Source organism: Polaromonas sp. AER18D-145, assembly GCF_002379095.1.
Taxonomy (GTDB): Bacteria; Pseudomonadota; Gammaproteobacteria; order Burkholderiales; family Burkholderiaceae_C; genus Polaromonas.
Map to the genome: position 1 here is coordinate 1 of NZ_NBZV01000025.1, position 17,474 is coordinate 17,474.

Annotated in this window: 18 protein-coding genes and 1 pseudogene; 14 read left to right on the forward strand and 5 right to left on the reverse strand. The window is 63.9% G+C overall.

Annotated features, from left to right (window positions below; all coding sequences use genetic code 11):
• The first annotated feature begins 377 nt into the window (after nt 1-377).
• The 5 genes from B7G52_RS13320 to B7G52_RS13340 all read left to right on the forward strand — a co-directional run bounded on the left by B7G52_RS13320 (nt 378) and on the right by B7G52_RS13340 (nt 5,214).
• Entirely contained in the window at nt 378-2,291 is a 1,914-nt protein-coding gene (locus tag B7G52_RS13320) for a DUF294 nucleotidyltransferase-like domain-containing protein (protein ID WP_240523448.1), read from the forward strand.
• Nucleotides 2,288-2,941 carry a 3'-5' exonuclease gene (locus tag B7G52_RS13325; protein ID WP_096698059.1) on the forward strand — a complete coding sequence of 218 codons (654 nt, stop codon included), beginning with the start codon at nt 2,288-2,290 and terminating at the stop codon, nt 2,939-2,941. Before B7G52_RS13320 ends, B7G52_RS13325 begins: the two co-directional genes overlap by 4 nt.
• Before the next feature lie 77 nt (nt 2,942-3,018).
• Nucleotides 3,019-3,381 (forward strand): DMT family protein, encoded by a 363-nt coding sequence (locus B7G52_RS13330; RefSeq protein WP_096698060.1) that lies wholly within the window; start codon nt 3,019-3,021, stop codon nt 3,379-3,381.
• Nucleotides 3,382-3,553: 172 nt separating this feature from the next.
• Nucleotides 3,554-4,201 (forward strand): DUF47 domain-containing protein, encoded by a 648-nt coding sequence (locus B7G52_RS13335; protein WP_096698117.1) that lies wholly within the window; start codon nt 3,554-3,556, stop codon nt 4,199-4,201.
• 2 nt (nt 4,202-4,203) lie between these two features.
• A complete protein-coding gene (locus B7G52_RS13340) occupies nt 4,204-5,214 on the forward strand; it encodes an inorganic phosphate transporter (protein WP_096698061.1) in 1,011 nt (336 codons plus the stop codon).
• 145 nt (nt 5,215-5,359) lie between these two features.
• On the opposite strand, the pseudogene B7G52_RS13345 reads toward B7G52_RS13340, so the two are convergent.
• Together B7G52_RS13345 and B7G52_RS13350 are read right to left on the reverse strand one after the other, a co-directional pair.
• Nucleotides 5,360-5,782, reverse strand: a pseudogene (locus B7G52_RS13345) (hypothetical protein); the annotation flags it as partial.
• An 8-nt stretch (nt 5,783-5,790) separates the two neighbouring features.
• Nucleotides 5,791-6,348, reverse strand: coding sequence for a GNAT family N-acetyltransferase (locus B7G52_RS13350; RefSeq protein WP_096698062.1), 558 nt, complete (start codon nt 6,346-6,348; stop codon nt 5,791-5,793).
• Nucleotides 6,349-6,531: 183 nt separating this feature from the next.
• Between B7G52_RS13350 and rpsP the strand changes: the two genes are divergently transcribed.
• The 7 genes from rpsP (at nt 6,532) to hisC (ending at nt 11,937) form a co-directional block, all read left to right on the forward strand.
• On the forward strand, nt 6,532-6,792 hold the full coding sequence (gene rpsP / locus B7G52_RS13355; protein ID WP_096668573.1) for a 30S ribosomal protein S16: 261 nt from the start codon (nt 6,532-6,534) through the stop codon (nt 6,790-6,792).
• 15 nt (nt 6,793-6,807) lie between these two features.
• Nucleotides 6,808-7,383, forward strand: coding sequence for a ribosome maturation factor RimM (gene rimM, locus B7G52_RS13360; RefSeq protein WP_096698063.1), 576 nt, complete (start codon nt 6,808-6,810; stop codon nt 7,381-7,383).
• Nucleotides 7,384-7,529: 146 nt separating this feature from the next.
• On the forward strand, nt 7,530-8,309 hold the full coding sequence (gene trmD, locus B7G52_RS13365) for a tRNA (guanosine(37)-N1)-methyltransferase TrmD (protein WP_096698064.1): 780 nt from the start codon (nt 7,530-7,532) through the stop codon (nt 8,307-8,309).
• Nucleotides 8,310-8,581: 272 nt separating this feature from the next.
• Entirely contained in the window at nt 8,582-8,947 is a 366-nt protein-coding gene (gene rplS / locus B7G52_RS13370) for a 50S ribosomal protein L19 (protein WP_096668567.1), read from the forward strand.
• Between the two features lie 69 nt (nt 8,948-9,016).
• Nucleotides 9,017-9,721, forward strand: coding sequence for a CoA pyrophosphatase (locus B7G52_RS13375; RefSeq protein ID WP_096698065.1), 705 nt, complete (start codon nt 9,017-9,019; stop codon nt 9,719-9,721).
• A 110-nt stretch (nt 9,722-9,831) separates the two neighbouring features.
• Nucleotides 9,832-10,839 carry a CobD/CbiB family protein gene (locus B7G52_RS13380; protein WP_096698066.1) on the forward strand — a complete coding sequence of 336 codons (1,008 nt, stop codon included), beginning with the start codon at nt 9,832-9,834 and terminating at the stop codon, nt 10,837-10,839.
• Nucleotides 10,840-10,866: 27 nt separating this feature from the next.
• Nucleotides 10,867-11,937 carry a histidinol-phosphate transaminase gene (gene hisC, locus B7G52_RS13385; RefSeq protein WP_096698067.1) on the forward strand — a complete coding sequence of 357 codons (1,071 nt, stop codon included), beginning with the start codon at nt 10,867-10,869 and terminating at the stop codon, nt 11,935-11,937.
• A 6-nt stretch (nt 11,938-11,943) separates the two neighbouring features.
• On the opposite strand, the gene rsgA is transcribed toward hisC, so the two are convergent.
• The 3 genes from rsgA to B7G52_RS13400 are packed head-to-tail and all read right to left on the reverse strand — an operon-like array spanning nt 11,944 to nt 14,491.
• Nucleotides 11,944-12,978, reverse strand: coding sequence for a ribosome small subunit-dependent GTPase A (gene rsgA / locus B7G52_RS13390; protein ID WP_096698068.1), 1,035 nt, complete (start codon nt 12,976-12,978; stop codon nt 11,944-11,946).
• A complete protein-coding gene (locus B7G52_RS13395; protein ID WP_096698069.1) occupies nt 12,888-13,208 on the reverse strand; it encodes a 4a-hydroxytetrahydrobiopterin dehydratase in 321 nt (106 codons plus the stop codon). The genes rsgA and B7G52_RS13395 overlap by 91 nt, the downstream gene beginning before the upstream one ends.
• Complete coding sequence (locus B7G52_RS13400) at nt 13,205-14,491, reverse strand: M48 family metallopeptidase (protein WP_096698070.1); 1,287 nt, start codon at nt 14,489-14,491, stop codon at nt 13,205-13,207. The genes B7G52_RS13395 and B7G52_RS13400 overlap by 4 nt, the downstream gene beginning before the upstream one ends.
• A 34-nt stretch (nt 14,492-14,525) precedes the next feature.
• Between B7G52_RS13400 and orn the strand changes: the two genes are divergently transcribed.
• Both orn and B7G52_RS13410 read left to right on the forward strand, forming a co-directional pair.
• A complete protein-coding gene (gene orn, locus B7G52_RS13405) occupies nt 14,526-15,089 on the forward strand; it encodes an oligoribonuclease (protein WP_096698071.1) in 564 nt (187 codons plus the stop codon).
• A 393-nt stretch (nt 15,090-15,482) separates the two neighbouring features.
• A complete protein-coding gene (locus B7G52_RS13410) occupies nt 15,483-17,453 on the forward strand; it encodes a DEAD/DEAH box helicase (RefSeq protein WP_096698072.1) in 1,971 nt (656 codons plus the stop codon).
• Nucleotides 17,454-17,474: the final 21 nt, after the last annotated feature.

Genomic DNA, 17,474 nt, shown 5'->3' on the forward strand with positions numbered 1-17,474 from the left:
GACGCCACGCGCGACGGTTGCTACGATGTGTTCTTCTGCCATCACCGCTTCATGCGGCTGGACTTGAGCGCACTCAACGCTGCTGGCTGAGAATCCAAGGTGTTTCCTATGTCTCCGAACACCTGTTTCCCATGTCTCCTGTCTATACACGACGCAAAAGAAAAGTGAGTTGCCGCCGGGCAACCCCCGGCTTGCTGGCGATCCTCCAGCGCGGATGCAAAGACGGCTTCGACCCTTCGACATGCTCAGGACAGGCCAAGCTCAGCCCGAACGGGCGGGTGTGGGACTGGGCGCACACCGGTGGCCCCGTTTGCGCTGAATCAGCACAACAGCAAGTCCTTCCCGGATAATGGTTTTCAAAACATCAGGAGACGCCCGTGACGGATGCCGAACAGCCTCTTTCCTCGCTCAACGCCGACTTGAGTCCGTCCAGCAGCCTGCTGGCCAATTTGCGCCAGGAGCTGATGCGGCATCCGCCGTTTGCGCAGATGCAGGCCGGTGATGTGGATTTCTTCCTGAGGCATGCCCGGCAGAACTACTTCGCACCCGAAGAGATCCTGATTGAACCCGACAGCGGTCCGATCAAGGAACTGTTCTTCATCCGCCAGGGTGCGGTGATCGGCGAGCGCGGCCTGGCCGAGCTGTCGGGCGGTGCTTTCCATTACGAACCGGGCGAGCTGTTTCCCATCAGCGCGGCGCTGGCGCAGCGCGCGGTGACCGCGAGCTACCGCGCCGTGGCCGACACCTTTGTGCTGGCCCTGCCGCTGGCTTCCATGCATGCGCTGGCCGTGATGAGCCCACCGTTTGCCGACTTCCTGAACCGGCGCATCCTGAAGTTCCTCGACCTCTCGCGGCGTGCCCTGCAGGTGGCTTATGCCTCGCAGGCGCTGGCCGAACAGTCGCTGGAAACACCGCTGGGCGATGTCGCGCGCCAGGCGCCGGTGAGCTGCCCGCCCGACATGCCGCTGCGCGAGGCGCTGGGCCGCATGCACCAGCAGCGCATCGGCTCCATGCTGGTGACCGACGAAGGCGGGCGGCCGCTGGGCATTCTCACGCGGTATGACATCCTGGGCCGGGTCACGCTGGCGGCGCTGCCGCTGGACACGCCGATTTCGCAGGCCATGGTGCAGCCGGTGTTGACGCTGAGCCACGAACACACGGCGCTGGACGCGGCCCTGCTGATGAGCAAACACGGCATCCGCCATGTGCCGGTCACGCGCGACGGGGTCGCCGTGGGCGTGGTGTCGGAGCGGGACCTGTTTGCCATGCAGCGCCTGAGCCTCAAGCAGGTCAGCACCTCGATCCGTTCTGCCGCCGATGTGGAGATGCTCAAGATCGTGGCGCAGGACATCCGGCGTTTTGCGCACAGCCTGCTGGGCCAGGGCGTGCATGCGCGCCAGCTCACGGCGCTGATCAGCCACCTCAACGACGTGCTCACCTTGCGCCTGCTGGAGATCAAGGCCGGGGAGCACGGCATTGACCTGAGCCGCCTGTGCTGGCTAGCGCTGGGCTCGGAAGGGCGCGGCGAGCAGACCATTGCGACCGACCAGGACAATGCGCTGATCCTGCCCGACGGCACGACGCCGGCCCAGCGCGAGGCCGCGCTGCGTTTTGCCCGTGATGTCAACGTCGCACTCGACGCCTGCGGCTACCCGCTGTGCCGTGGCGGCATCATGGCCAGCGAGCCGGCCTGTTGCCTGACCCTGCGCCAGTGGCGCGAACGTTTTGCGCACTGGATAGAACACGGGGCACCCGAGGATTTGCTCAATGCCAGCATTTACTTCGACTTCCGGCCGCTGGCCGGTGATGCACGCCTGGCCGACAGCCTGCGCCAGGAGGTCAGCGAGTCGGCGCGGCGCGCGCCGCGTTTCATCAAGCAGCTGGCGGCCAATGCGCTGATGCACGGCCCGCCGCTGAACTGGACCGGCAGCATTGCGGTGGACGACGGCGGCATGATCGACCTCAAGCTGCAGGGCGCCGCAATTTTTGTCGATGTCGCCCGCATTTATTCGCTCAGCCGCGGCGTGACGGCCACCAACACCCGGGAGCGGCTGGACGCCGTCGGTCCGCTGCTGGGGCTGGCCCCGTCCGAATACCAGGCCTGGGTCAGCGGCTTCGAGTTCCTGCAGACCCTGCGGCTGCGCGTGCAGCTCGAAGGCACGGCCTCGCCGCAGCAGCCGAACCACCTGAAAGTCGACCGGCTCAACGACATCGACAGGCGCATCCTGCGCGAGTCGTTTCGCGTGGCGCGTTCGCTGCAGCAGCGCCTGCAGCTGGACTATGAGCGATGAGCTGGGCGGACTGGCTGAAAAAGCCCTTCGCCGCGCTGGCCGGCGCGGATGAGGCGCGCTGGGTGGTGCTCGATGTGGAGACCAGTGGGCTGGATCCGCAGCGCGACCAGTTGCTGGCGATCGCCGCCATTGCCGTGCAGGTGGACTGGGCGGCCAAACGCCTGAGCATCGTGCCGGGCGACAGCTTTGAGGTGGTGTTGCGCCAGTCGTCGGTCGGCTCAAGCAAAGACAACATCCTGCTGCACGGCATCGGGTTGCAGCGCCAGAGCGAAGGGGTGCCGCCCGACCAGGCCCTGCGCGCCTTTGCGGGCTTCGTTGGCGACTCGCCGTTGCTGGCCTTTCACGCCCCGTTCGACCAGGCCATGATTGGCCGGCATGTCGTGCAGCACCTGGGCGCGGGGCTGCCGAACCGCTGGGTGGACATTGAGCAGCTGTGCGCCGTGACCCATGAGAAGGTCAAGGCGCGCGCGCTGGACGAATGGCTGGCCCACTTCGGCATTGTCTGCGCGCCCCGGCACCAGGCGGCGGCCGACACGCTGGCCGAGTGTGAGCTGCTGCTGCGCATCTGGCCGCGCATGGCCGGGCAGTGCCGGTCCTGGCGCGATGTGGAAAAACTCGCTGCCCATCAGCGCTGGATTGCCCGGGCTTGAGGCCGCGCCGAGGCGGCGCGTGGCGGCTAAGATCGTCGGGTGAATTCGCTGGTTTACTCCCCCGAGCACGGAGTTTTATGCAATTTCTACAATCCCTTCCGGTTTCGGCACAAGCCATTGGACTGCTGCTGCTGTCCAATGTCTTCATGACTTTTGCCTGGTACGGCCACTTGAAGAACCTGGCGACCTCGCCCTGGTACATCGCGGCGCTGGCCAGCTGGGGCATTGCGCTGTTCGAGTACCTGCTGCAGGTGCCGGGCAACCGGATCGGCTTCACGATGTACAACATCGGGCAACTCAAGATCATGCAGGAGGTCATCACACTGACCGTGTTTGTGCCATTCGCGGTGTTTTACCTCAACGAGCCGCTCAAGCTCGACTACCTGTGGGCGGCGCTGTGCATGGTGGGCGCGGTGTATTTCATCTTCCGTTCGGCCTGACCCGGGCCTTGCGATTGACCATGAGTGGCTCTTGGCCAAGCAGGGGCCGCAGGCGCAGCGGCCCCCACGGGAGGCAGGGAGCGACACCCAGTGCGTAACCGTGGGGGCGTTAAACTCCCGGTAGTCACAAATCTGTCATATATAACTGACATGCACCCCCGAGGAGTTGAAGATGCTGTTTGGCAAACTGTTGCCGCGTGAAGGCAATTTTTTCGAGTTGTTCAACCAGCATGCTGACCGCATCGTGGAGGCCGCCCACGCGTTCTCCAACCTGGTGGCCAACTACAGCGATGTGCAGAAGCGCGAGGCCTACAACCGGGAGGTCGACAACGCCGAGCGCGCGGCCGACCGGATCACGCAGGAGGTCAACCGCATGCTGCACAAGACCTTCATCACGCCAATCGACCGTGAGCAGATCCATTCGCTGATCAACACCATGGACGATGTCTGCGACCTGATCCAGGATTCAGCCGAAACCATGGCGCTGTACGACGTGCACCACATGACCGAGGAGATCGTGCGCCTGACAGACCTCAGCGTCAAATGCTGCGAGCGCCTGAAAGACGCGGTCGCCCTGATTGACAAGCTCAGCGACGCCGCCACAGCCGAAGCCGCCCTGAAGACCTGCGAGGAAATCGACAAGCTCGAGTCCGATGCCGACCGCGTCATGCGCTCGGCCATGAGCAAGCTGTTTCGCGAAGAGCCTGACGTGCGCGAAGTCATCAAGCTCAAGGCGATTTACGAGCTGCTGGAAACCATCACGGACAAATGCGAGGACGTGGCCAACCTGATCGAGGGCATCGTCCTCGAAAACTCCTGAACATGGAGACCGTACAGACGGCCCTGTGGGTGGTGGTCATGCTGGTTATTCTGGCCGTGGCCTTCGACTTCATGAATGGTTTTCATGATGCAGCCAACTCGATTGCCACCGTGGTGTCGACCGGTGTGCTCAGGCCCGGGCAGGCGGTGCTGTTTGCCGCGACCTTCAATTTTGTCGCCATCTTTGTCTTTCACCTCAGCGTGGCCGCCACCGTGGGCAAGGGCATTGTGCAGCCGGGAATTGTCGATACCCATGTGGTGTTCGGCGCGCTGATAGGCGCCATCAGCTGGAACCTGGTGACCTGGTACTACGGCATTCCGAGCAGTTCCTCACATGCGCTGATTGGCGGCATTGTCGGCGCGGTGATCGCCAAGTCGGGCGCCGGCGCACTGATAACCGGCGGCATCCTGAAAACCGTGGCCTTCATTTTTGTCTCGCCGCTGCTGGGCTTTCTGCTCGGTTCGCTGATGATGGTGCTGGTGGCCTGGGTCTGCCGGCGCGCCACACCGTCGCGCGTGGACCGCTGGTTCCGGCGTCTGCAGCTGGTCTCGGCCGGTGCGTACAGCCTGGGCCATGGCGGCAACGATGCGCAGAAAACCATCGGCATCATCTGGATGCTCCTGATTGCTACCGGCTACACCTCGGCCAGCGACAGCGCCCCGCCCACCTGGGCGATTGTCAGCTGCTACATCGCGATTGCCGCGGGCACCATGTTCGGCGGCTGGCGCATCGTGAAAACCATGGGCCAGAAAATCACCAAGCTCAAGCCTGTGGGCGGGTTCTGCGCGGAAACCGGCGGCGCCATCACGCTGTTCCTGGCCACCGGCCTGGGCATTCCGGTGTCGACCACCCACACCATCACCGGCGCCATCGTCGGTGTGGGCTCCACCCAGCGCGCCTCGGCCGTGCGTTGGGGGGTGGCCGGCAACATTGTCTGGGCCTGGGTTTTCACGATCCCGGCCTCGGCCTTTGTGGCCGCCATTGCTTACTGGGTCAGCCTGTTCCTGTTCTGACCGCCGCACGTCTCGCGGGTGCACGTGGGGGCTCTCTCCTTCAAGCAGGGGCCGCGGAACCGGCTCCGCCGGGCCGCAGGCGCAGCGCCCCCTCGGGGGGCAGCGCAGTACGCGTAGCGACAAGCGTGGGGGCCTTATTTGTGGCCTGGTATTCAAAGTAGCGCTGGAAGCTGAACACGATGCTGGACATTAGCGCAATCGTGCCGAACAGCAAGGCCAGGATCACGGCCGCCATGGTGATCCAGTTGGTTTTGCTGCAAGCGCTGTCCGGCGCGGCCGCCGGGTTGTGTTTGGCATTCCATTTTTCGGGTGCCATCAGGCCGTAATAAATCGCCGTCAGCGCCGTGGCCGCCAGGGTGAAGCCCAGCAGCGGCACCAGCACCCACGCCAGCTGGTCGTCCTGGCCGTAGAGCCGCACGCGCTGAATGCCCCACCAGCCCAGAGCAGCGGCCAGAGGGTGCAGCCAGGCCAGCAGGTCGCGCCAGCCGAACAGATAGAGGCGATGGATGCCCAGCTGGCCGCCGGCAAAGGCCAGCCAGGCGGCCAGGGTCTTGTTCTTGTTTGTCATGGAGGCAGTCAAGGGCTGGAGGGTGGGGAAGAAGGGGGCGCGGCATCCAGGGGCGGTATGGTGTCGCCGGCGCCCAGTGTTTTTTGCATGATGACAATATCACGCCAGGCGCCCATCTTCCAGCCACAGGACTCGACGACGCCCACCAGCGTGAAGCCGAGCGCGCGGTGCAGGCCGACCGAACCGGCGTTGGCCGAGTCCCCGATGATGGCCATGATCTTGCGGATGCCGGCGGCCTCGCAGCGCGCCAGCAGTTCGCTCAGCAGGGCGCGGCCCAGGCCTTTGCCTTGCTGGCCGGGTGCCAGGTAAATCGAATCCTCCACCGAGTAGCGGTAGGCCGGCCGTGGCTTGAACCAGTTGCCATAGGCAAAACCGACCACCTCGCTGCCTTCTTCGGCGACCAGATAGGGCAGGCCCTTGGACAACACGTCGGCACGGCGCGTGGCCATGTCGGTCACACTGGGCGGTTCGGTTTCAAAGGTGCCGGTGCCATTGAGCACATGGTGGGCGTAAATGGCGGTGATGGCCGGCAAATCGGTGTCAAGGCTGGCTCTCAGGAGGGTCATGGCGTGCCAAAAATGGGTTGGAAGAACGTTGGAGGAGCGCAGCGGGTGGGACAGCGGCAAGCCGCGGGTTATAATCTGCGGCTTTGCAGCATTTCGCTGGCCGGGTGCCATGTCGTGTGTCTCAAGCGCTGCAGGAACATTTTGGGGTGATTTTTTTTCACCTCACCACCCGAAGGATAAATCATGGTCGTCATCCGACTCTCGCGCGGCGGTTCTAAACACCGTCCATTTTTCAATATTGTTGTGGCTGACAAACGCGTCCGCCGCGATGGCCGTTTCATCGAACGCATCGGTTTTTACAACCCGATTGCCAAAGGTGGCGAAGAAGGCCTGCGCATCGAGCAGGACCGCCTGACCCACTGGCTCGGCGTGGGCGCACAAGCGTCCCCCACCGTGCTGCGCCTGGTCAAGCAGGGCGCTGCTGCAGCTCCCAAGGCTGCCTGATTGTCGGGTTCCTGAATGTTGCCCGGCCTTGAGCCGTCTGGCCTGCCAGACGATGCGGTTGAAGTCGGGCGCATTCTTGACGCCTGGGGCGTCAAGGGCTGGGTGAAAATCCTGGCCCACAGCGCCTCTTCCGAGGCGCTTTTTTCATCCGGCCGCTGGTTTTTGCAGCCGCCGGATACCAAACACCGGCCCGGTTTTGACGCTTTCTCCGGCACCGTGGTGCTGACGGTCAGCGAATCCAAAACCCATTCCGACTCCGTGGTGGCCAAGTTCGAAGGCATCGACGACCGCACGCCGGCCGAGGCCCTGCGCGGCGCGCGCATTTTTGTGCCGCGCAGCAGCTTCCCCAAGGCCGGCAAGGACGAGTATTACTGGGTCGACCTGCTGGGCCTGAACGTGGTCAACCGCGAAGGTGTGGCCTTGGGCAAGGTGCGCGACCTGATGGCCACCGGCCCGCATTCGGTGCTGTGTGTGGAATACACCGAAGGCGAGCAGACGCTGGAACGCATGATTCCCTTTGTGGCCGCTTATGTGGACGCCGTCGATCTGCCGGGCAAGACCATCACGGTGGACTGGCAACCTGACTACTAGAGCCCCCACGGTCGCTCACTGCGTGTAGCTCCCTGCCCCCCGAGGGGGCCGCTGCGCCTGCGGACTGGCAAAGCCAGATCCGCGGCCCCTGTTGGGTTAAGTCCTCCAGCATCTTCGCGCGTCGTTTAATAGCGCAAAATAGAACCATGCGTTTTGACGTCATCACACTTTTCCCCGAGCTGTTTGCGCCGTTTCTGACCAGCGGCGTGACGCGCCGTGCCTATGAATCCGGTCTGGTCGAGGTGAAGTTGTGGAACCCGCGCGATTTTGCCGAAGGCAACTACCGGCGGGTGGACGACCGCTCCTTTGGCGGCGGCCCCGGCATGGTGATGCTGGCCGAGCCGCTGGCGCGTTGTCTTGAAAAAATCCGCGAGGAGCGCGCCGAGCCGGCCGGCCAGCAGGCGCCGGTGGTCCTGTTTTCGCCGATTGGCCGCCCGCTGGACCACACGGGCGTGCAGGCCTGGTCGGCCGGCTCCGGGGCGGTGCTGGTCTGCGGCCGGTACGAGGGCCTGGACCAGCGTTTTATCGACACCTATGTCGACCAGCAGATCAGCCTGGGTGACTTTGTGCTGTCCGGCGGTGAAATTGCCGCGATGGCCTTGCTGGACGCGGTGGCGCGCCTGCAACCGGGCGTGCTCAACGACGAGGGCAGCCACCAGTTCGACAGTTTCAACCCGGCGCTCGACGGCCTGCTCGACTGCCCGCATTACACCCGGCCCGAGACCTGGCGCTGCCAGACCACCCCCGAGACGCTGTTGTCGGGCAACCACGGCCACATCGAGCGCTGGCGCCGCGAGCAGCGGCTGGCCCTGACCCGGCAGCACCGGCCCGAACTGCTGGATGCCGCCCGGGAAGCCGGCCGGCTGGATGCGGCGGACGAGGCTTTTCTCGCAGACTTAAGCAAAAACAGGGCTGCGGCTCCCTGACCCCGGACACTTCCAGAAATTCAGATTTTCGGGATGAAGTGCGAGGCGCACGGAGCACAGCAACCGGAACGTACTTGAGTACGTGAGGATTGCGAGCACCGCGCAACGACGCAATTCGCCCAAAAAATGGATTTATGGAAGTGTCATATAATCGTGAGCTTTTCAGTCCTCTGGCGGCCACTGCAACCATCTTGACCATCCCTGATGTGTCCATGGATTTGCGGTCTTTAGCGTAGCGCGTGTATGAACGAAAAAGTTAGATGGAATAAATCATGAATCTGATCCAGACCCTAGAGCAGGAAGAAATTGCCCGCCTGAACAAGACCATCCCCGTGTATGCCCCCGGCGACACCGTGATTGTCAGCGTCAACGTGGTTGAAGGTACCCGCAAGCGTATGCAGGCTTTTGAAGGCGTCGTGATTGCCAAGCGCAACCGCGGCCTGAACTCCAGCTTCATCGTGCGCAAGATCTCCAATGGTGAAGGCGTCGAGCGGACCTTCCAGGTCTACAGCCCGCTGATCGCCAAGATCGAAGTCAAGCGTCGTGGTGACGTGCGCCGTGCCAAGCTGTACTACCTGCGCAGCCGCAGCGGCAAGTCGGCGCGTATCAAGGAAAAGCTGGGCGCCAAAGCTGCCTAAAAACAGCCGGCCCGCAAAAAGCCGCTCTCCGGAGCGGCTTTTTTTATGCCCTGTTAATCTTGCGCTCTCATGACGACACCCCGGTTCACCACGCCTTTGCCGGCCTTCGATCCCCGCAGCATCCCGGTGATCGGGGTGGACACGCACCTGTCGGGCGTGCCGGCACAGGATCTCACGCCGCAGGCCCTGCGCCGGCGTTTCCGGCATCCGCCGGTCTGGACGCCGGAACACAGTGTTGAAAAGAAGTTCTCCAACCGCGAGCCGGCGCTGGCGGCCGTGCTGCTGCCCCTGGTCATGCGTGATGAGCTGACGCTGTTGCTGACGGAGCGGGCCGGCAACATGTCCACCCATTCCGGCCAGATCGCGCTGCCCGGCGGCAAGACCGATGAGACCGACCACGATGCGGTGGACACGGCCCTGCGCGAGGCGCACGAAGAAATCGGCCTGACGCGCGAGCATGTGGAGGTGCTGGGCATCCTGCCCACCTATGTCACCGGCACGGCCTTCATCATCACGCCGGTCGTTGCGCTGGTGCGGCCCGGTTTTGCGCTGCAGCCCAGCCCGTCCGAGGTGGCCGACATTTTTGAAGTACCACTGCGTTACCTGATGGACCCGTCCAACCATCAGCGCCACGAGTTTGAATTCGACGGTGTATTGCGCCAGTGGCTGTCCATGCCCTACACGGGGGATGAGGGTGCGGACGCGAAAGAGCGTTACATCTGGGGCGCGACGGCCGGCATGCTGCGCAACCTCTACCGCTTTTTGAGCGCCTGAGTATCAATTCGAGCACCCGCAGCTACTGTTTTTTCAAGCAGGGGCCGCGGATCTGGCCTCGCCAGTCCGCAGGCGCAGCGACCCCCGCGTGGGGGCAGTTATGATTTGCCATGAGTTTTTTTGCTGTTTTGTTTGCACTCATCATCGAACAGGCGCGGCCACTGACGCGCGGCAACCCGATTCATGCCGGTTTGCGCCGCTGGGCGCGCTGGGCCAGCCGCAGCCTGGACGCCGGCAAGCCGCAACACGGCTGGGTCGCCTGGACCACGGCGGTGGGAGGGCCGGCCCTGCTGACCCTGGCGGTGCACTGGCTGCTGTGGAGCGTCAACGGCGTGCTGGCCTTTGCCTGGAGCGTGGCCGTGCTTTACGTGACGCTCGGCTTTCGCCAGTTCAGCCACTATTTCACCGACATACGCGATGCGCTGGACGACGGCGACGAAGCGACCGCGCGCGAGCTGCTGGCGCAGTGGCGCCAGGTCGATGCCAGCGAACTGCCGCGCAGCGAAATCGTGCGGCATGTGATCGAGTTTTCGGTGCTGGCCGCGCACCGCCACGTGTTTGGCGTGCTGGCCTGGTTCTCGGTGCTGGCGGCGCTGGGCCTGGGGCCGGCCGGTGCCGTCTTGTACCGCATGGCCGAGTTTGTCTCGCGCTACTGGGCCTACAAGTCCAAATCCACGGGCGAGGGCGCGAGCCCGGCCCTGCAGCAGGCCGCCGCGCGGGCCTGGGGCGTGATCGACTACGTGCCGGCACGCCTGACCTCGCTGGGGTTCGCGGTGGTGGGCAGCTTCGAGGACGCGATCGACGGCTGGCGCAACTACATGCAGCGTGCGCCCGCGGGCCCGGAAAACCGCAATGACGGCGTGATCCTGGCCGCGACCTCGGGAGCGGTCAACGTGCGCCTGGGCGGCGAAGCGCTGAGAGCCGCGTTGTCTCCCGAAGCGTCCCTGGGCTTCCAGGCCGACGGCATCGACGCAGGCGACCCGCAGGCCACCGAGAGCACGCCGGGGCGCGAGCCGGAGGTGGGGCACCTGCGCAGCATCGTGGGCCTGGTCTGGCGCTCCGTGGTGCTCTGGATGATGCTGCTGGCGCTGCTAACGCTGGCGCGCCTGCTGGGCTGACCGGTTTCCTGTTGACTCTGCCTGCGCATGTCTGACGCTGCGTCGTTCTGGAGTCCGGCGCTTCGGGGCCTGGTGCCCTACACGCCGGGTGAGCAACCCCTGATCGAGGGGCTGGTCAAACTCAACACCAACGAAAACCCCTACCCGCCTTCGCCCCGGGTGATCGCTGCCATCAGCGCTGCAGCGCAGGAGGGACTGCAGCTTTACCCCGACCCGCAGGCGGCCGTGCTGCGGCAGGCGATTGCGAACTTTCACGGCATCGCTGCCGGCCAGGTGTTCGCCGGCAACGGCTCGGACGAAGTGCTGGCGCATGCCTTTTTCGCCTTCTTCCGCCACGGCAAGCCGGTGCTGATGCCGGACATCAGCTACAGCTTCTACAAGGTGTATTGCGGGCTGTACGGCATCGAAGCCGGGATCGTTCCACTGGACGCCGCCCTGCGTATCGACGTGGCGCAGTACCGGTCGCCCTGTGGCGGGGTGGTCATCGCCAACCCGAATGCGCCGACTGGCACCGGCCTGCCGCTGGCGGACATCGAGCAGTTGCTGCAGCAGCAAAGCCGGTCGGTGGTGCTGGTCGATGAAGCCTATGTGGATTTCGGCGGCGAAAGCGCCATCGGCCTGATCAGCCGTTACCCGAACCTGCTGGTGGTGCAGACCCTGTCCAAGTCGCGTTCGCTGGCGGGGCTGCGTGTGGGTTTTGCCGCCGGCCAGCGGCACCTGATCGAGGCGCTGGAAGTGGTGAAAGACAGCTTCAACTCCTACCCGCTGGACCGCCTGGCGCTGGCCGGCGCCACCACGGCCTACGAAGACCGCGCCTACTTCGAGAGCACCCGCGCGGCCGTGATGCAAAGTCGTGAGGGCTTGAGCCGTGACCTGAGCGGCCTGGGGTTCGAGGTCTTGCCCTCCCAGGCGAATTTCCTGATGGTCTGCCATCCCGCGCATGACGCTGCGGCCCTGGCCGCGGGCTTGCGCGAGCAGCGCATCCTGGTACGCCATTTCAGGCTGCCGCGTATCGAGCAATACCTGCGCATCAGCGTGGGAACGCCCGCGCAGTGCGCAGCGCTGGTGCAGGCCTGCCGTGCTCTGGTGAGCGGCTGAAGCGTTTCAGTAACGCGGGGGCTGCGACAGCTCGGCGAACAGTTCGCTATACAAACGATAGCGACTGGCGCTTATTCCGCTTGGGCCGGAGGCCGATTTGACCTCTGAAATCACACCGCAGCCGGGTTCATGCAGATGCGTGCAGTTGTAGAACTTGCAGTCCTGCGCATGGGCCTTGAGGTCGGGCATGTAGTTGGCCAGCTGCATCGGCTCGATGTGGTGCAGGCCGAACTCCTGAAAGCCCGGCGAATCGATCAGCGCGCTGGTTCTGGCGTCGTCGAGCCAGTACAGCGTGGTGCTGGTGGTCGTGTGTTTGCCTGAATTGAGCGCCTGCGATATTTCCGCGGTCAGCACCTGCGCGCCCGGAATCAGCAGGTTGGTCAGGCTGCTCTTGCCGGCGCCGGAAGGGCCCAGCACCAGCGTTTTCTTGCCGCGCAGCAACTCGCGCAACTGGGCGGTTTGCGCGTCGTTGGCAACGGGCGTGTCGGTTTTCGGCTTCACCGCCAGCGGCACCACCTGGTAACCCATGGCGCGGTAGGGCGCCAGCTTGGCCCAGGCGCGTGCAAAGGGTTCGGCCAGGTCGCTTTTGTTCAGCGCGATGATGGGCGTGATGCGCTCGGCCTCCGCCGCGATCAGCGCGCGGGTCAGCTGGCTCTCCGAAAACTCGGGCTCGGCCGCGATCAGGATCAGCACCTGGTCGAGGTTGGCCGCGAACGACTTGGTGCGCATGTCGTCCTGCCGGTAAAACAGGTTGCCGCGCTTTTCCACCTTCTCGATCGTGCCTTCGTCCTGCGAGGGCAGCCACAACACGCGGTCGCCGACAACGGCCTGGCTTTTCTTGCCGCGCGGATGGCAGATCAGGCGCTGGCCGTCGGGCGTTTCCACCAGGCAATGCCGGCCGAAACCGGCCACCACCAGGCCGGGCAGGGTCCCGGCGGAAGAAACAGTGGTCAAGCCAGCAGCGCGTCGACCTTGGACGCGCAGAAAAAGTCGCTGACCGAAATGCCGTTCACGTCGTGCGTGTTGAAACGCACCGTGCATTTTCCATAACTCAGCGCCAGGTCCGGGTGGTGGTCCTCGGCATTGGCAATGAAAGCCACGGCGTTGGCAAAACCCATGGTCTCGTGGAAGTTCTTGAAGCTGAAGGTTTTTTCCAGCGAACCGTCGATCAGGCGCCAGCCTTGCGGTTGCTCGCCGTTGAGCTGGCTCAGCTGCGTGACGATCTCGGTGGCGCTCAGCGCGCGGCGGTTCTGGTGAATCGGATTGCTCATGCGGGTGTTCCGGTGGGTGCACCCATGCGGGACAGCCGCTCGGAGGCCGGTGGGTGCGAATAATAAAACTTCACATACACCGGGTCGGGCGTCAGTGTGCTGGCGTTGTCCTGGTAGAGCTTGAGCAGGGCGCTTTGCAGATCCCGGCCGTCGGTCTGCGCGATGGCGTAGGCGTCGGCTTCAAACTCGTGCTTGCGCGAGAGCTGGGCAAACAGCGGCGAGATGAAAAAACTGAACAGCGGCACCACCAGCAAAAACAGCAGCAGGGCCAGGGCGTCGTTGCTGCCGGTCATGTTCGGCCGCACGCCCAGCCCGGTGTAAAACCAGACCTGGGTGGACAACCAGCCCAGCAGCGCAAAACCGGCAAGGCTCATGGCAAACATGGCGCCGATGCGTTTGATGATGTGTTTGTGCTTGAAGTGGCCGAGTTCATGGGCCAGCACCGCGTCGACTTCGGCGGGGCTCAGCTGCTTGAGCAGGGTGTCGAAAAACACCACGCGTTTGGAGGCGCCAAAACCGGTGAAGTAGGCGTTGGCATGGGCCGAACGTTTGCTGCCGTCCATCACGAACAGGCCCTTGGCCGCAAAGCCGCAGCGCTGCATCAGGGCCGTCACGCGCGCTTTCAGGCTTTCGTCTTCGAGCGGCTGGAACTTGTTGAACAGCGGCGCGATGACCGTGGGATAAAGAACCAGCACCAGCAGGTTGAAGCCCATCCACACGCCCCAGGCCCAGAGCCACCACCAGGCACCGGTGCTGCCCATGATCCAGAGGATGAGTGCCACGATCGGCAGGCCGATCACGAGGCCGACCAGCAGGGACTTCACGAGGTCGCCCAGCCACAGCTTGAGCGTCATCTTGTTGAAGCCGAAGCGTTCTTCGATGCGGAAGGTGCTGTACAGCGTGAAGGGCAGGTCCAGCAGCCCGTTGACCAGGCCAAAGGCGGCGAGCAGTGCCAGTTGAGGCGCCAGGCTGCCGTAAGCGGCCAAGCCTGAGTTCACCAGTGCCTGGTTCAGCTGGTCGATGCCGCCCAGCAGCGTCCAGCCGATCAGCACGGCCGTGCCAAAAGCCAGTTCGAGCAGGCCAAAACGCGCCTTGGTGATGGTGTAGTCGGCGGCTTTCTGGTGCGAAGCCAGCGAAATCGTGCCGGCAAAGGCGGCCGGCACCTGGTCGCGGTGGCGCGCCACGTGGCGGATCTGGCGCGAGGCGAGGTAGAACTTCGCGAGCAGCACCAGCACCAGGGCGCTTGAGAACACCAGGGTAAAGACAAGGGAATAGTCAGCCATGGGGGAAGTTTAGGCGATCAGCGAGAATCGCAAGATGGCTGAAAACGAAACCCTGCTGAAAAAATCCGATCTGAACCTGGTCTGGATCGACTGCGAAATGACCGGTCTCGACCCGGAAAAGGAGCGGCTGATCGAAATTGCCGTAGTGGTCACCGGCCCGCAACTGACGCCGCGCATCGAGGGCCCGGTGCTGGTGATCAAGCAGTCCGACGAACTGCTCGGGCAGATGGACAACTGGAACAAGGGCACACACGGCCGCAGCGGCCTGATCGACAAGGTCAAGGCCAGCATCGTGACGGAAGCCGATGCCGAAAAGCAGCTGCTGGCCTTCCTGGCGCAGTACCTGCCCAAGGGCACCTCGCCGATGTGCGGCAACACCATCAGCCAGGACCGGCGCTTCCTGGTCAAGTACATGCCCAAACTCGAGGCGTTTTTTCACTACCGCAATGTCGATGTCAGCACCTTCAAGGAGCTGGCCAAACGCTGGCGGCCCGAGGTGTACAGCGCGTTCAAGAAGCAGCAAAGCCACACGGCGCTGGCCGATGTGCATGAATCGATCGACGAGCTGGAGCATTACCGGACCCACTTCCTGAAGTAATTCAGGCTTGCGGCCCTTGCTGGGCGAGCGCTGGCAGCTATTGAAAAGAGAGCAAGCCGCCGTTGTTCACGGCTGGTGCCGGCTGGTTTGAAGGTCTTTCGGCGACGGGGGACTGGTGTAAACCCGTAAACCATGCCATAATCAACGGCTTGACGGATGCACGGGGTGCACCGCATTTGTACATCTACCTCACACTTTTGGGCTCTACCAACAGAGCCATCGCTTCAGGCACCGGTTTTTCCGGAAGTCGCCCGGACCGAAATATTCGTTTGATGGTTGATGTTTTATTAACCATGAACGAAGCCCTGCTGCTACGCGGCGGGTGGTAGTTTCTTGTTCGCCCGCCCACACTACAAGCGTGGCAGCGCGGACAAGTGTTTAGTGAGAAAAAACATGACTGACTCTTTTGAGGCTCGCGGCGACTTTATGGCCGAAGCAAACACCGATACCGATATCAACGTGATTCCGGATTTTTCCGATGCGCCTGTCGCAGCGGAAACGTCGCTGGACGCCGTCGTCGCGGAGCCCAACGGCTTCGTGAAGCTGGGCCTGGCCAAGGAACTGCTGCAAGCCGTGGCCGACATGGGTTTCACCCAGCCGACCGCCGTGCAGATGGCGACCATCCCCAAAGCCATGCAGGCGCTGGACCAGGAAGCCAAAAACGACCCCAAGGCCAAATTCACCGACCTGCTGGTGTCCAGCCAGACCGGCAGCGGCAAGACCGCCGCCTTCCTGCTGCCCGTGCTGCACACCCTGCTCAAGCAGCAGGAAGAGGCCGAGCGCAACGAACGCGCCGAGTTTGAACGCCTGAGCGCCGAGGCCGTCGCCCGCGGCGAAGCCCCGCTGAAAAAGCCCAAGCGCAAGGACCCGACCAACGCGCGCAATTTCAAGGCCGCCACACCCGGCGCCCTGATCCTGTGCCCGACGCGCGAGCTGGCCCAGCAGGTCTGCGCCGACGCGATCGACCTGGTTCGCCATTGCCGCGGCCTGCGCATTGCCAACGTCGTTGGTGGCATTCCTTACCAGCTGCAAATTGCCAAGCTGCAAAACGCCGACCTCGTGGTGGCCACCCCAGGCCGCCTGCTGGACCTGCAGCGCAGCATGCAGATCAAGCTCGACCAGGTGCAATTCCTCGTGGTTGACGAAGCCGACCGCATGCTGGACCTCGGCTTTGCCGACGACCTGACCGAAGTCAACCAGCTCACCATCGAGCGCAAGCAGACCATGATGTTCAGCGCCACGTTTGCGCCGCGCATCATGCAGCTGGCCACGCGCGTGATGCGCCAGCCGCAGCGTGTCGAGATTGACTCGCCGCACGAAAAACATGCGTCGATCACGCAGTCGCTGCTGTGGGCCGACAACATGACCCACAAGCGCAAGCTGCTGGACCACTGGCTGCGCGACACCACCATCAACCAGGCCATCGTGTTTGCCTGCACGCAGGTCGAGTGTGACGGTCTGGCCAATGATCTGGTGCAAGAGGGCTTCAGCGCCGTGGCGCTGCATGGCGCCCTGGGCCAGGGCCTGCGCAACCGCCGCCTGATGGCGTTCCGTGACGGCCGCGTGCAGATCCTGGTCGCGACCGACGTCGCTGCCCGTGGTCTGGATGTTCCGACCATCACCCACGTGATCAACTACGGCCTGCCGATGAAAGCCGAAGACTATGTGCACCGCATCGGCCGTACCGGCCGTGCCGGCCGCGAAGGCCAGGCAATCACGATTGCCGAGTTCCGCGACCGTCGCAAGATCCAGGACATCGAGCACTACACCCAGCAGAACCTGAAGCCCAGCGTGATCGCCGGTCTGGAGCCGCAGCAGCGTTTTGCACCGACCTCGGATCGCCCGCGCGGCAATTTCGGTGGTGACCGCAATGACCGCGGTCCGCGCAGCTTCGGCGGCGGCGGTGGCGGCCGTTTCGGCAACGACCGTGCCCCTTCGGGTGGTTTCGGTGGCGGCGCTGGCGGCGGCTACGCCGGCAAGAAACCTGCCTTCGGCGCTGACCGTGGCGCCGATCGCGGTGGTTTTGGCGGCAACCGTGATGACCGTGGCGGTGACCGCGGCGGTTTCTCCAACAACCGCAATGACCGTGCGCCTTTCCAGGCACCGGCGGGTGGCGGCGCCTTCAACGACCGTGACAACCGCGGCCCGCGTCGTGATGACCGCGGCTTCGGCAACAACAACAACGGCGGTTTTGCCCAGCGCGAAGAGCGTGGCGGCGAGCGCAGTTTTGGTGGCCGTCCGGAAGGTTTTGCATCGGCCCCCCGCGGCGATTTCTCTGACCGCAAACCGGCGTTTGCAAAACCTGCCGGCAAGGTGTTTGTTCCGCGTGACGCCCACAAGCGTCCGGCACGCCCCGCACGTTGATTTTTGCGCTGACAACAAAAA